Source organism: Psychrobacter glacincola, assembly GCF_904846075.1.
Classification (GTDB): domain Bacteria; phylum Pseudomonadota; class Gammaproteobacteria; order Pseudomonadales; family Moraxellaceae; genus Psychrobacter; species Psychrobacter glacincola_C.
In genome coordinates, this window is record NZ_CAJGZH010000002.1 from 218,147 (window position 1) to 231,737 (window position 13,591).

10 protein-coding genes are annotated in these 13,591 nt (G+C 44.4%); 5 read left to right on the top strand and 5 right to left on the bottom strand.

The window, feature by feature from the left end:
* Window positions 1-53: 53 nt before the first annotated feature.
* The 3 genes from fahA to JMW85_RS07085 all read right to left on the bottom strand — a co-directional run bounded on the left by fahA (window position 54) and on the right by JMW85_RS07085 (window position 3,898).
* A complete protein-coding gene (gene fahA / locus JMW85_RS07075) occupies window positions 54-1,355 on the bottom strand; it encodes a fumarylacetoacetase (protein WP_374220449.1) in 1,302 nt (433 codons plus the stop codon).
* Window positions 1,356-1,606: 251 nt separating this feature from the next.
* A complete protein-coding gene (locus JMW85_RS07080; protein WP_201581292.1) occupies window positions 1,607-2,803 on the bottom strand; it encodes an amino acid aminotransferase in 1,197 nt (398 codons plus the stop codon).
* Between the two features lie 165 nt (window positions 2,804-2,968).
* The gene (locus tag JMW85_RS07085; protein WP_201581293.1) at window positions 2,969-3,898 is read right to left on the bottom strand and encodes a LysR family transcriptional regulator; all 930 of its coding nucleotides are present in this window, start codon (window positions 3,896-3,898) and stop codon (window positions 2,969-2,971) included.
* A 145-nt stretch (window positions 3,899-4,043) separates the two neighbouring features.
* Between JMW85_RS07085 and hppD the strand changes: the two genes are divergently transcribed.
* The 4 genes from hppD (at window position 4,044) to nhaC (ending at window position 8,235) form a co-directional block, all read left to right on the top strand.
* The gene (gene hppD, locus JMW85_RS07090; protein ID WP_045447873.1) at window positions 4,044-5,144 is read left to right on the top strand and encodes a 4-hydroxyphenylpyruvate dioxygenase; all 1,101 of its coding nucleotides are present in this window, start codon (window positions 4,044-4,046) and stop codon (window positions 5,142-5,144) included.
* A gap of 188 nt (window positions 5,145-5,332) precedes the next feature.
* Window positions 5,333-6,286 carry a phenylalanine 4-monooxygenase gene (gene phhA / locus JMW85_RS07095; protein WP_201581294.1) on the top strand — a complete coding sequence of 318 codons (954 nt, stop codon included), beginning with the start codon at window positions 5,333-5,335 and terminating at the stop codon, window positions 6,284-6,286.
* Between the two features lie 126 nt (window positions 6,287-6,412).
* Window positions 6,413-6,754 (top strand): 4a-hydroxytetrahydrobiopterin dehydratase, encoded by a 342-nt coding sequence (locus tag JMW85_RS07100; protein WP_201581295.1) that lies wholly within the window; start codon window positions 6,413-6,415, stop codon window positions 6,752-6,754.
* Window positions 6,755-6,846: 92 nt separating this feature from the next.
* A complete protein-coding gene (gene nhaC, locus JMW85_RS07105) occupies window positions 6,847-8,235 on the top strand; it encodes a Na+/H+ antiporter NhaC (protein ID WP_055124079.1) in 1,389 nt (462 codons plus the stop codon).
* Between the two features lie 85 nt (window positions 8,236-8,320).
* Here the strand turns inward: nhaC and nirD are convergent, their stop codons facing one another.
* Entirely contained in the window at window positions 8,321-8,671 is a 351-nt protein-coding gene (gene nirD, locus JMW85_RS07110) for a nitrite reductase small subunit NirD (RefSeq protein WP_087815345.1), read from the bottom strand.
* 165 nt (window positions 8,672-8,836) lie between these two features.
* Window positions 8,837-11,437 (bottom strand): nitrite reductase large subunit NirB, encoded by a 2,601-nt coding sequence (gene nirB, locus JMW85_RS07115; protein ID WP_201581296.1) that lies wholly within the window; start codon window positions 11,435-11,437, stop codon window positions 8,837-8,839.
* 632 nt (window positions 11,438-12,069) lie between these two features.
* Between nirB and JMW85_RS07120 the strand changes: the two genes are divergently transcribed.
* Window positions 12,070-13,578, top strand: coding sequence for a NarK family nitrate/nitrite MFS transporter (locus tag JMW85_RS07120; protein ID WP_201581297.1), 1,509 nt, complete (start codon window positions 12,070-12,072; stop codon window positions 13,576-13,578).
* Window positions 13,579-13,591 lie beyond the last annotated feature (13 nt).

The following is a 13,591-nucleotide window of genomic DNA, read 5'->3' on the forward strand; positions in this document are numbered from 1 at the left end:
AGGTCGATGGTTGCTTGGCAGCTCAAAACAATAGTGCTCACATTTTTTCTAGACTATTTGTCAAAATCAAAGTTAAGCGCGGGCAGTACTTTGCCGCGTACTTCACCAAAGCCGACACGAATGCCGTCTTTTTCGCTATAGCCTTTCATGATTACTGTGTCGCCATCTTCAATAAAACTGCGGGTCTCGCCGCCTTTTAAAGTGACAGGTTTGGTCGCATTCCAAGCAATCTCTAACATTGAGCCATAAGAATCTGGCGTTGGTCCTGAAATCGTACCTGAGCCCATCATATCGCCAACCTCCACTTTACAGCCAGTGATGGTGTGATGCGTGAGCTGCTGCGCCATTGACCAATACATATGTTTGAAGTTGGTCTCACAAACCACAGTGGCGATATCTGAGTTTTCAGGCAATAACTCAACTGATAGATGGATGTCATAGCTATTATTGCTGTCTTTTTCGTTTAGATATGCCAATGGTTTTGGCTCTTGAATCGGGCATGCCGTTTTAAAAGGTGCCAACGCATCCATAGTCACAATCCAAGGCGAGACTTCAGAAGCAAAGGTTTTAGCATTAAATGGCCCTAAAGGCACGTATTCCCATTTTTGAATGTCACGGGCTGACCAGTCGTTGAGCAAAACCATGCCAAAAATATGCTCAGGGGCATTGTCTACTGCAATTGGTTGACCAATGCTATTACCTTTACCAACTACAAAAGCAGTCTCAAGCTCAAAATCTAAACGCTTGCAGGCTGAGAAAATAGGGCGGTCGTCAGCATTTGGCTTTAATTGACCAGAGGGGCGTATCACATCAGTGCCACTGACGATGACGGTGCTGGCGCGTCCGTTATAGCCGACTGGCATTTCAGTCCAGTTAGGTAGCAGGGCGTTGTTTGGATCACGAAACATAGTACCGACGTTGGTGGCGTGCTCTTTAGACGAATAGAAATCGGTAAAACCTGGTACGTGAACAGGCAGATGCATGGTGACGTCTGCTTGATTAGATAGCGCTTTTTTCTGCAAGTCTTGATTATCACGCAAGGCATCGCTAGCACTAGATAGGAGAGTTTGGATGGTTGTGCGTGCTTGAGTCCAATTGTCTCGACCTGAGTCAATAAAAGCATTGAGCGTTGGTTGATCGAAATATGGACCACCCTCTAAGCTCAGTAAACCTTCTGCTTCGAGCACAGCCAAATCCAATACGTACTCACCGATAGCCACACCAGCGCGGCGCTTGTTATTATCAGCAGCATCTTTGGTATCACTAAAAATACCATAAGGTAGGTTATGAATGGAGAAGTCAGAATCAGCGGCGATATCGATAAAGGATGTGAGGGTGTTGTCAATCTTTGACATAGGGTGCTCCTTGCTAAAGCATATTATGAATTACGTTATAATTAACTACTTACGCATAATGTAATTTATCAAAGTGGAGATTGCAAGGGTTTTTGTGCAGTGTTTTCTTAAAAGAGACGTGATACTAGGGACATTGATGTTCTTTGGTAAAATAAATAGGAAAACGCAGGACATAAAAAAGGCTGAGCACTCGCTCAACCTTCTTATGAATCGCTATTACTGACTACCGCACCGCTTTAATGCGTGCTCACTCAGTCTTTTAAGACGTCTGCCATGGCATTGGCCACATAGTCGATGTTGCTGGTGTTCAGTCCAGCCACACACATACGTGAGTTGGAAACCATGTAAATGCCAAACTCGCTTTGTAAGCGTTCGACTTGCTCAGGCGTCAGACCAGTAAAGCTAAACATGCCGTTTTGACGGGTAATATAGTCAAAGTTGCGGTTCGGGATTTTGGCTTCTAACACTGATTTTAGCTGTAAACGCATGGCTTTGATACGGTCACGCATCGCATAAACTTCGCCAACCCATTGCTTATGTAGTGCTTCGTCGTTCATAACGATATCGACCACACGACCACCATGTGATGGCGGGCTTGAGTAAATACGGCGTACGGTAGCATTTAGCTGACCGAAGACGCGCTCTGTCTCGTCAACCGTTGGACAAACAACTGATAGACCGCCAACACGCTCACCATATAGCGATAAGTTTTTAGAGAATGAGTTGCTGACAAACAATGGCAAGCCCATATCGACAGCTTTACGAATCGCATAAGCATCGCTGTCCATGTCTTCGCCAAAGCCTTGGTAGGCAATGTCCATAAATGGAATCAATTCGCGCGCTTGAATGACGTTCAGCACGGTATCCCATTGCTCACGGGTCAAATCTAGACCTGTTGGATTGTGGCAACAAGGGTGCAGCAAAATCACATCATTTTTGTTCAACGTCTCAAAAAACGCAATCATTTTATCGAATTTGATGCTGCTGTTGGCTTTGTCATAGTACGGGTATTTACCCACTTCGACATCAGAGCCTTCAAAAATGGCAATGTGGTTGCCCCATGTTGGATCACTCACATAGCATTTAGATTGTGGGAACCATTCATGGATGAACTCAGCGCCGACTTTTAACGCGCCAGAACCGCCGATCGTAGCGATAGTAGCGACCAAACCGTCTTTTAAAATCTGCGCGTCTTTACCGAACAGTAATTCCTGACAGCCTTTACGATGTCCTGGTAAGCCTCCCATCGGCAGATATGGACGCGGCGCAATAGGATCGGCAATGCGTTCTTCGGCTGTTTTTACACAGTCAAGTACGGGCAATACACCATTTTCATCATAATAAATACCAATGCCTAAATTGACCTTTTTAGGATTGTTATCTGCTGTATATTTTTCCATCAGCCCTAAAATTGGATCACCAGCGTAATAGTCGATACGTTCAAACATGTTGTTTCCTTATGAAATATAAATCAAGCCGCCAAAAATCATAGAGCAAATTGACGGTTAACTCAATATGAGATTCAATTATCTTGCATAATTAATAAAATAGTTGATTGAGACCATTGTGTTTCAAGGCTTTTTAAGCACCGATCATGTCTGTATCAGCGATACTTAAGTATGCTGTAAGTCATTAAAATGACTGGAAAAATAGCTCTGCAAGAAGTCTTTGAAAGCAATGGTAGCAGGCGATAACGCACGAGAAGAACGCTGATAGATAAAAAACTGCCGCATTTTAACGGGTTGTGCCAGCGGCCTCATTTGTAAGCCGTTGGCGCTAACCCAGTCAATGACTTCGGGCATATAGGGCAAACATAAGGTAATACCGAAGCCTTGACGGGTCATTTCAAGCGCGGTAGACATAAAATTCACTTTATACCGTGCCTGTTGAATATGACTGGCGATCCGGTCGTCCAACTCGACTGTTACTTGTTCAATGAAAGGACCTTGCAGCGTGATGAGCGGAATGTCTAATAAATCCTGCCACGTTATTTCATGCTTTTGTGCCAGCGCATGGTTGTCAGGCATCACCACACAAAATGGCAGCTGATATAACAAATCAGCATTGATGTCGTCCTCAGCCTCCATAAATCCAAGCTCAGTACCGACACCCAAATCTACTTCAATGTCCTGAATATGTCTGAGTAAGTTTTCTGCCGAACAATCTAATAGCGACACGCTAATCTCGGGGTGTTGTTTGGAAAACTGGGCGATGACCGCTGGCATAGAGGAGGCGGCAAACTGCGAAACAGCGAGTCGGACTTGACCTTGCGCCAAGCTTGTTAAGCTGCTCGCCTCATTTTCAAACAGCTGCATCTCATTCAAGATACGCCGTGCTTGCGGCAATAAATGCCGTCCTACTACCGACAACGACAACTGGCGGGTAGTACGGTCGAACAGCACAATACCAAGGCTGGACTCTAGCTCCTTAATCAAGCCGCTAACGGCAGATTGGGTCAAATGCATCTGATCGCTGGCACGGGTAAAACTGCCATTGTCAGCGACTTGGATAAAAGCGGTTAATTGGCGAATGCTGATATTCATAAGTAAACCTGATAAATAAATCATAAAAAACAATTAGTCTTATAAATAAACCTAATCTAATATAAATACATCGTCAATAAGAATTATTGATTGAAGACATTTTTTATCGCATTTTTACCACCAATTGAAATTAAGGATGATTACAATGGCAGATTTATTTGATAACCCAATGAGCCTGAATGGGTTTGATTTTGTTGAATTCGCCTCACCTCAACCGGATGCGGTCGACGCATTGTTCAAACAGCTTGGCTTTGCCCATGTCGCCAACCATCGCTCAAAAGATGTGGCGCTATACCGTCAAGGTGACATCAATCTTATTCTAAATCGTGAACCAAAAAGCGAAGCGAGTTATTTCGTTGAAGAGCATGGTGCTGGCGCTTGTAGCATGGGTTTTCGTGTGCAGAATTCCAAAAAAGCTTATGAGCGTGCCATCGAAATGGGCGCGCAGCCAGTAGACGTACCCACTGGTGTGATGGAGCTGCGCCTGCCTGCTATCAAGGGTATCGGTGGCTCACTGATTTATCTCATCGATCGTTATAAAGATGGTGAGTCTATTTATGACGTCGATTTCGAGTTTTTTGCTGATGTAGACCGTCGTCCTGTCGGGCATGGTTTCAAAGTTATCGACCATTTAACCCATAACGTTTACCGTGGTCGTATGGCTTATTGGGCAAACTTTTATGAGCGCATTTTTAACTTCCGCGAAATCCGCTTTTTTGACATCAAAGGTGAATATACGGGTTTGACCAGTAAAGCCATGACAGCGCCTGATGGCAAAATCCGTATTCCATTGAACGAAGAGTCAAAGCAGGGCGGCGGTCAAATTGAAGAATACTTGATGCACTTCAACGGTGAAGGTATTCAGCACATTGCTTTAGCCAGCGATGATTTGTTTGCCAGCATTGATAAATTAAAAGCAGCGGGTATCCCGCTTATGACCGCTCCAACCGCGACTTACTATGAAATGCTGAGTGAGCGTCTACCAAATCATGGCGAAAATGTCTCTGAGCTACAGATGCGCGGTATCTTGTTAGATGGCACCACTGAAGGCGGAACACCGCGTCTGCTGCTACAAATTTTCTCTGAAACTATCTTAGGTAGCCCTGTTTTCTTCGAGTTTATCCAGCGTAAAGGTGATTACGAAGATGGCTTTGGCGAAGGTAATTTCAAAGCCCTATTTGAATCCATCGAGCGCGATCAAGTCCGTCGTGGCACGGTTGGTCAGCCAGAAACTGAAACACCGTAAGCGCCTCTACATTTAGGGAAAAATCCATAAAATAAACGGGCAGGGCAAAAGGAGTTTGTCTTGTCCCTAATAACCACTGCGCTCTGTAATACCATGTGTTCAATGCGATGACTGAGCTATGATTCAGTCATGATTGAAAACGACTAGCAAAAATTCAGAGCGCTAATGGCAATAAAAGGAATACAGGCATGGAACGCCTACCACATACGAATTCTGTTAATAAAGCTATCGGTGCCAACAGCGTTGCTTGCAAAACGCTAGGCACTGATGCCAGTCACGATGATTCTGCTCATAAAAAGCAGGATTCTATGCCTAAAAAACAACCTTACGTGTCGCATCAGCCAGATAGCCATGGTCATATTCATTATAGTGATGATGAAAATGGTATGTGGCAGGCATTACTTGAGCGTCAAGCCGAGCAAATACCCAATCGCGCCTGCCCAGCCTATCTAGACGGTTTAAAAAAACTGAATTTGCCCGCTACGCGTATTCCGCAGCTGCAAGATATTGATGCAGTATTGCAAGCCACGACTGGCTGGCAAACTGCCGCTGTCCCTGCATTAATCAGTTTTGGTAAGTTTTTTAAATTGCTTGCCAATAAATCCTTTCCGGTGGCAACTTTTATCCGTCGATTTGATGATATGGACTATATCGAAGAGCCTGATATTTTTCATGAAATCGTTGGACATTGTCCGCTTTTGACCCATCCTGCCTTTGCGACGTTCAATGAAACTTATGGCAAGCTGGGTCTTAATGCCACTAAAGAAGAACGGTGGTTTTTGGCACGGCTCTATTGGTTCACCATCGAGTTTGGTTTGGTGGGACAAAATAAAGGCAGTCGCCGAATCTATGGCGGAGGCATCTTAAGCTCACCGTCTGAGACGGTTTATGCGCTCAATGCTGGTTCTGAGCAGCAAGCAGAACCTCAGCATCAACCGCAAAATCAACCAGAGCACCGAGCGTTTGACTTGCTTGATGTGTTACGTACCCCTTATCGTATCGATCATATCCAGCCGATTTATTATGTCATTGATGATTTGGATACATTATTTGATATCGTCAATAGCGATGTCATGGGAATGGTCAAACAAGCCATGTCGCTAGGATTGTTCGAGCCTAGTTATACGGTAAAAAACGCCTAATACATGGTTAAGAAAAACGGCATCATTTGAATGATGCAGTCGTAAATGACAGCGTCAACATGGACGTAACTGTATTAAAAGTAACAGTATTAAAAAAATGAATAGTTAACATAAAAGGACATTATAATGACGACATTATCACAAGCCAGCTGTGAGGCCTGCCGCATTGGCGCGCCAACGGTCAGCGACATCGAAGCACAAGAACTATTACAGCAAATTCCAGATTGGTCATTGATCGAGGTTGATGGCATTAAGCAATTACAACGTCAATATAAATTCAAAAACTTCGTCAAGGCGATGGAGTTTGCTAACCAATTAGCAGACATCGCCGAAGCAGAAGGGCATCATCCTGGCATATTGATAGAGTGGGGCAAGGTGACGGTTACGTGGTGGTCACACAGCATTAAAGGTCTGCATCGCAATGATTTTGTCATGGCAGCTAAGACCGATAGTCTGCTGGATCAATAATGAGGGTAGCAATCGCTATTGCAACTCATTAAACTTGTCCGACTCAAAGCCAACCCTAACGCCAGATTTGACTGGCAAGCTAAGGATGTGTGATGCCTCCAAAAATATTAACCCAAATTTCACCTCAACTGGCATTTATGATTTCTGCCATTGTCATCGCTATTATGGGCGTTACCATGATAGGTTTTGGCTGGGTACCGCATTTATCATTGATACTCGCTATTTGTGTCTTGCTGGGCATTGGTCTGTTTAAAGGCTTGACCTTTGATGACATGCAAGCGCAAATGGCATCGGGTGTCATGCGTGGTATCGGTGCGATCTATCTATTCTTCTTTATTGGTTTGATGGTCGCCGCTTTAATGATGTCTGGTGCTATTCCAACGCTGATGTATTTTGGTTTTCAGTTGATTTCACCAGAGTATTATTACATTTCAGCCTTTGTATTGACCTCTATTATTGGTATTGCCTTGGGCAGTAGTTTGACCACCGCGGCGACATTGGGCGTGGCTTTTATTGGTATGAGTAATGCCTTTGATGCCAACGTGGCGATTGCGGCTGGTGCGGTGGTTTCAGGGGCGTTTTTCGGTGATAAAATGTCGCCGTTATCAGATACCTGTACCATTGCTTCATCGGTGGTGGGTATTGATTTGTTTGAGCATATTCGCAATATGATGTATACCACGGTACCAGCGTGGATACTCACGGTCATTATTTTTTGGTTTTTCTCTGGGCAGACCGCAGGCTCTGACTTGAGTCAAGTAACCGTATTGCAAGGTCAGTTGATTGAAAGTGGCTTGGTACATGGTTATGCGGTATTGCCATTTGTGGTACTGGTTGGGTTGGCAGTTTTTCGTGTCAATGCCATTTATACGATTATTTGTACCATTGTGGCAGCATTGATTATTACTTATTTGCACAGCTCGCCGAGCTTTGGACAATTAGGCGGCTATTTATTTGCAGGCTATGCACCGGCTGAATCGTTAGAGCTGGGTGAAGTCGGTGGTATGCTATCGCGCGGCGGTGTGCAGAGTATGTTCTTCACTCAAGCGATTGTAATATTGGCACTCAGTCTCGGTGGCTTGCTCACAGCATTGGGTATTTTGCCAGCACTGTTATCAGGGATTAAAGACACATTAACCACATCAGGACGCGCCATATTTGCCGCTGCCATGTCTGCTCTGAGTATTAACGTGCTTATTGGCGAGCAGTATTTGAGTATTTTATTATCTGGTACTGCCTTTCGTCCGACGTTTGAGCGGTTGAATTTACACCCAAAAAACCTGTCTCGTACCATTGAAGATGCAGGTACGGTCATCAATCCTCTAGTGCCTTGGAGTGTGTGCGGTGTGTTTATCAGCCAAGCATTAGGCGTGCCCGTGCTTGATTATCTGCCTTATGCGTTCTTCTGTTATTTATCGCTGTTACTAACGATATTGTTTGGTTTTACGGGAATTACCATCAGCCGACTCAAGAGTCAGTGACCCGAAAAACTTTTGTCTCTAAACTCTGCATTAAAACGCTAGGGCTTGTGTCTTCTAAGACAACATAACAAGCCCTAGTTTTTATTTATACCCTTGCAATCATGACATTGTTGTCATTTAAGACGACCTGATATGCATCCAGCATCACGCTCTCATCATCTAAACACTGACCAGTAGCTAGGTTAAAGCGTTGCTTATAGATGGGCGAGGCCACATAAAGGACTTCTTTTGCTGTTCCTGTATCATCTGTAATTGTGGTGCCACCAATCAACCCTCGAGACAATACATTGGCTTGACTGAATGGATCGTAGTTATCAAGAGCAAATAAATCGTTCTGTTTGGTGCGAAAAATAGCAATTTGTTTGCCATCTATCAGTGCACAGACGCCGGTTTCAGGAATGATATCGTCAAGTGTGCAAATAGTCTGTTGGTTCATGAGGCGGTATCCTTAGTGATGATAATATTGCTCTGTATGAGTGATAAATCGTGAGCGATAAGCTGCAAGTTGCAAAACATGATTTGAGAAAAATGAGTCTAAAAACATGAGTGGAAAAAACAGCGCCTTGTTTTTTGTGATAATTAACAAGGCACTCATCATTGGCTAGGCCAATTCAACCAAGTTGATGGTTGCTTTTTCCGCATCAGTCGCTGGACGAATCTGTTCACGATCAGTCACGAAAACGACATTCTCATCGCCTTGCTCACTGTTTACAAAATGACGGAAACGTTTGAGTTTTTCGGCGTCGTTAATCGTCGCCGCCCACTCACACACGTAATTGTCGACCAATAATTGCATTTGAGCTTCAAGCTCATCTGCTATGCCTAAACTGTCTTCGATAATGACAGCCTTCAGATAGTCAAGCCCACCATCTAAGCTTTCACGCCACTTTGAAGTGCGCTGTAGTTTGTCTGCTGTTTTGATATAGAACATAATGATGCGGTCGATGTATTTGACCATGGTTTCGGTATCTAGATCGGTGGCGAACAGCTCACCATGACGCGGGGTAATACCACCATTACCGCAGACAAATAAATTCCAGCCGTTTTCAGTCGCAATCATGCCAAAGTCTTTACTTTGAGCCTCAGCACATTCGCGCATACAACCCGACACACCCATCTTGATTTTGTGCGGTGAGCGTACGCCTTTATAACGATCTTCTAATCTTAAGGCGAGACCAATGCTGTCATCGACTCCGTAACGGCACCAGTTATTGCCAATACAAGATTTCACGGTACGTAAAGATTTACCATAGGCATGGCCAGTCTCAAAGCCTGCTTGCACCAGTTGCGTCCAAATATCAGGCAATTGCTCCATGCGCGCGCCAAACAGATCGACCCGCATCCCACCAGTGATTTTGGTGTACAAATTAAACTGCTTCGCTACTTGACCCAGTACGATGAGCTTGTCTGCAGTAATTTCACCGCCTGGCACACGAGGTACGACGGAATAAGTGCCGTCTTTTTGGATGTTACCTAAGTAGTAATCGTTACTGTCTTGTAGTGGTGTCAGTTCGGTTTTGAGTACGTAGTCATTCCAGCACGATGCTAAAATAGAGGCGACCGTTGGTTTACATATCTCACAACCATGACCGCTACCATGTTCAGTTAGTAATTCATCAAAGGTTTTGATACCGTGCACGCGAATCAGACTATATAAATCTTGACGAGAGTAAGCAAAGTGCTCACACAAGTCATTGTTTACTTCAAAGCCCATGGCGGTAAGTTGATAGCTGACCGTATCTTTGACCATAGGTGCACAGCCACCACAGCCACTACCAGCACTGGTCATGGTTTTTACATCGCTGACGGAGTATGCACCGTTTTCGACTGCCGAGCAGATAGCACCTTTGGTCACGTTATAACAAGAGCAAATCGTGGCGGTATCTGGCAGATTGTCGATACCCATCACGGGTTTTTCGACATTGGGTAGTATCAGACTTTCGGGATGTGCGGGTAGGTCAATGTCATTTAAATACAGTTGCAGTAAGTTGTTATAGTCTTCGGTGTCGCCTACCAATACGGCACCAAGCAAGCGTTTGTTATCCGGTGTAGTAACCAGTTTTTTATAGATGCCCTCAGCAGGGTTTTGATACAGATAGCTTAAGCTACCGTCACTCGTACCATGTGCATCGCCAATACTACCCACATCCACACCCATCAGTTTTAACTTGGTGCTCATGTCAGCACCCGTAAATATCTGCTTGCTATCACCAGCAATTTGCGCGGCACAGATACTGGCCATATTGTAACCGGGAGCCACCAGACCAAATACTTTGTTGTCCCATACTGCGCATTCGCCTACGGCATAAACATGATCAGCGTTGGTGCGACATTGCTCATTGATCAAGATGCCACCGCGCCCGCCCATTTCGATACCGCACTCGGGGTTGTTTTTAATGAGACCATCTTGCGGTCTAATACCGGCGCTAAACACAATCATATCGGTCGTTAGAGAGGTGCCATCTGTAAACTGCATGGTTAAATGTTGATCATCACCGCTGGTGTCATCAGAGTTCGGCGCAGTGTTAGATAGAATCTCTTTGGTGTTTTTCCCCGTCAGTACTTTGACACCCAGTGCTTCTATTTTTCGCTTTAAAATCTCACCGCCAGCGGCATCAAGCTGAACACCCATCAATTGCGGCGCAAACTCGACCACATAGGTATCAAGACCTAGCGTCACGAGTGCTTTTGCAGCCTCAAGCCCCAGTAAACCGCCACCGACTACCACACCTTTTTTGACAGTGGGCAGTTCAGCAATCGCTAAAATCTCATCTAAATCTGCAATGGTACGGTATACGTGGCAGTGCGGATGCTCGCGGCCTGGGATAGGCGGCACAAAAGGATATGAACCAGTCGCTAGTACCAACTCAGAGTACTCAATAATCTCGCCTGCCTCAGTAGTAATACGCTGACTGGCCGAATCGATATCTACAATACACTGATTCAAATGCAAATTAACTTTTGATAATTCATAAGCCGTTAAATCTACTAGGTTCAGCTTACTGGCATCTTTATGTTCAAAGTAGCTCGACAAATAAACACGGTCATAAGCAGGGCGGTCTTCTTCAGCAAATACATGAATGTCAAATTGCTGGTGTAGACCTTGCTCAATTGCTCGTTCAATAAAGTGATGACCGACCATACCGTTGCCAATCACCACCAAATTGCCTTTACTTTTTGTGCTCAATGCAGTGCTACTCATGCGTCTGTCCTTAGTAATGGGGTTGGTTGGGTACGGTCGTCGTTTATTTTTTTATCACGCTATAAACGGCTCCGTCCCTCAACAACAGCTGATAAACAGCATTTAATACCTACTATTACAGAGCATTCAATAATCATGCCATGGCACTTTGATTAGCTGGGTTTTTACGCGTTGCTATTAGGCATAAAGGCATGCCATATCGGGACCAGTCGCTTATGTATAAAGGTTTTTATGTCAGCATAATTAGCGCTATGACTTGCCAAAAATCAGGATAGATGCCGTTATTGCCGACTGCGATGTCAGAAATTAATGCACCAAAATAGACACTACTGTGCCCCACGTTGGATGTTATTGCTGTTTATAAGGGAGACTGATGGAATGTTTTAAACCTGCTGTGTTAATGCTTTATTAGCATAAGCGTCAGGTGTGGCGATGGTTATAGACCCGCTAGTAAAGGCGCCTGGATAATTAACGTGCACTGGCCTTTATACAGATTTGGCAATGTACACAAATAACTGGCATAACCATTGCACCGCCTGAAACATCGCTACTTATCATTTTTGAATACTGTATTTTTTGAACATTTAGTACGTTGCCAGAACCCTGAAGTTAATCATTTGAGGAAGTTGCCTATGTCATCATCAGCCCCCGTTGCGCCTAGTAAAGACAAGCTTAATGTTTTGTCATTTACGGGTAAAAATAAAATCCTTCATTTAGGTTGGATGGCATTTTTCCTTACCTTTTTTGTATGGTTCAACCATGCACCATTTCTATCAGCGATTGGAGAAACACTCAATCTGAGTAAAGATCAAATCAAAACGTTACTTATTTTAAACGTGGCATTGACCATTCCTGCCCGCGTGATTATCGGGATGCTGACAGACCGTTTTGGCCCTCGCATTGTATATACCGCTATTTTAGCCATTGGTGCTATTCCTTGTTTTACCTTTGCATTCGCGCAGGATTACAACACTTTGGCGCTGTCTCGGTTTTTACTGGGTTTTGTGGGTGCAGGTTTTGTGGTGGGTATTCGTTTGATGAGTGATTGGTTTCCAACCAATGAATTGGGGACAGCTGAGGGTATTTATGGGGGTTGGGGTAATTTTGGTTCGGCAGCAGCGGCACTATTATTACCAACTATAGCGATTGGTGCCGCAGCAGTGTTCGGCGGTGATGAAGGGTGGCGTTATGCAACAGCCACATCAGGGGTGGTGATGGCGCTTTATAGCATCATTTTTTATAAGATGGCACGTAATACACCCAAAGGGGCTACTTATTTTAAACCCAAAAAATCAGGTGCCATGATGGTGACGTCATCGGGTGATTTTTGGTTAATGATGGTTTTTAAACTGCCTATGTATTTGGCATTGGCATTATTGGCATGGAAACTATCACCTGATGGTGTGAGCTTACTGAGCCAGTCTAGTGTCACCATGGTCTATATTGGCCTTGCGATACTGTATGTTTACGAGTTCATCAGTAGCTACCGTTTTAATAAAGAGGTATTCACTACGCCTGTACCAGCGGCGCATCGTTATGATTTTAAGCAAGTAGGTATCTTAAATATTTTGTATTTTGCCACGTTCGGCTCAGAGCTTGCCGTCGTGTCGATGCTACCTTTGTTTTACCAAGAAACTTTTAGTTTATCGATTGTGATGGCAGGGGTATTGGCATCGAGCTATGCCTTTATGAATCTCATGTCACGCCCAGGTGGCGGTTGGCTCAGTGATAAGTTTGGTCGCAAAATAACTTTATTGATTTTGACAGCTGGTTTGGCCATCGGGTATCTGTTGATGGGCTTCCTTGACTCAACGTGGCCACTTGCATTGGCATTGTTAATCACGATGTTTTGCTCATTCTTTGTACAAGCAGGTGAGGGTGCTGTTTTTGCAGTGATTCCTCTGATCAAACGCAGTATGACAGGGCAGTTTGCAGGGATGACAGGCGCGTATGGCAATGTTGGTTCAGTGGTGTATTTAACGGTGCTTAGTCTGGTGTCTTATCAGGTGTTTTTCTTTGTGATTGCCGCGACAGCAGTGGCTGGATTCTTTGCCTTGTTTTTCTTAAAAGAGCCAGAAGGCATCATTATTGAAGAGATGCCAGATGGCACATTTGCCGAAATACAAGTGAGTCATAGATAACACGGGGTGCAGA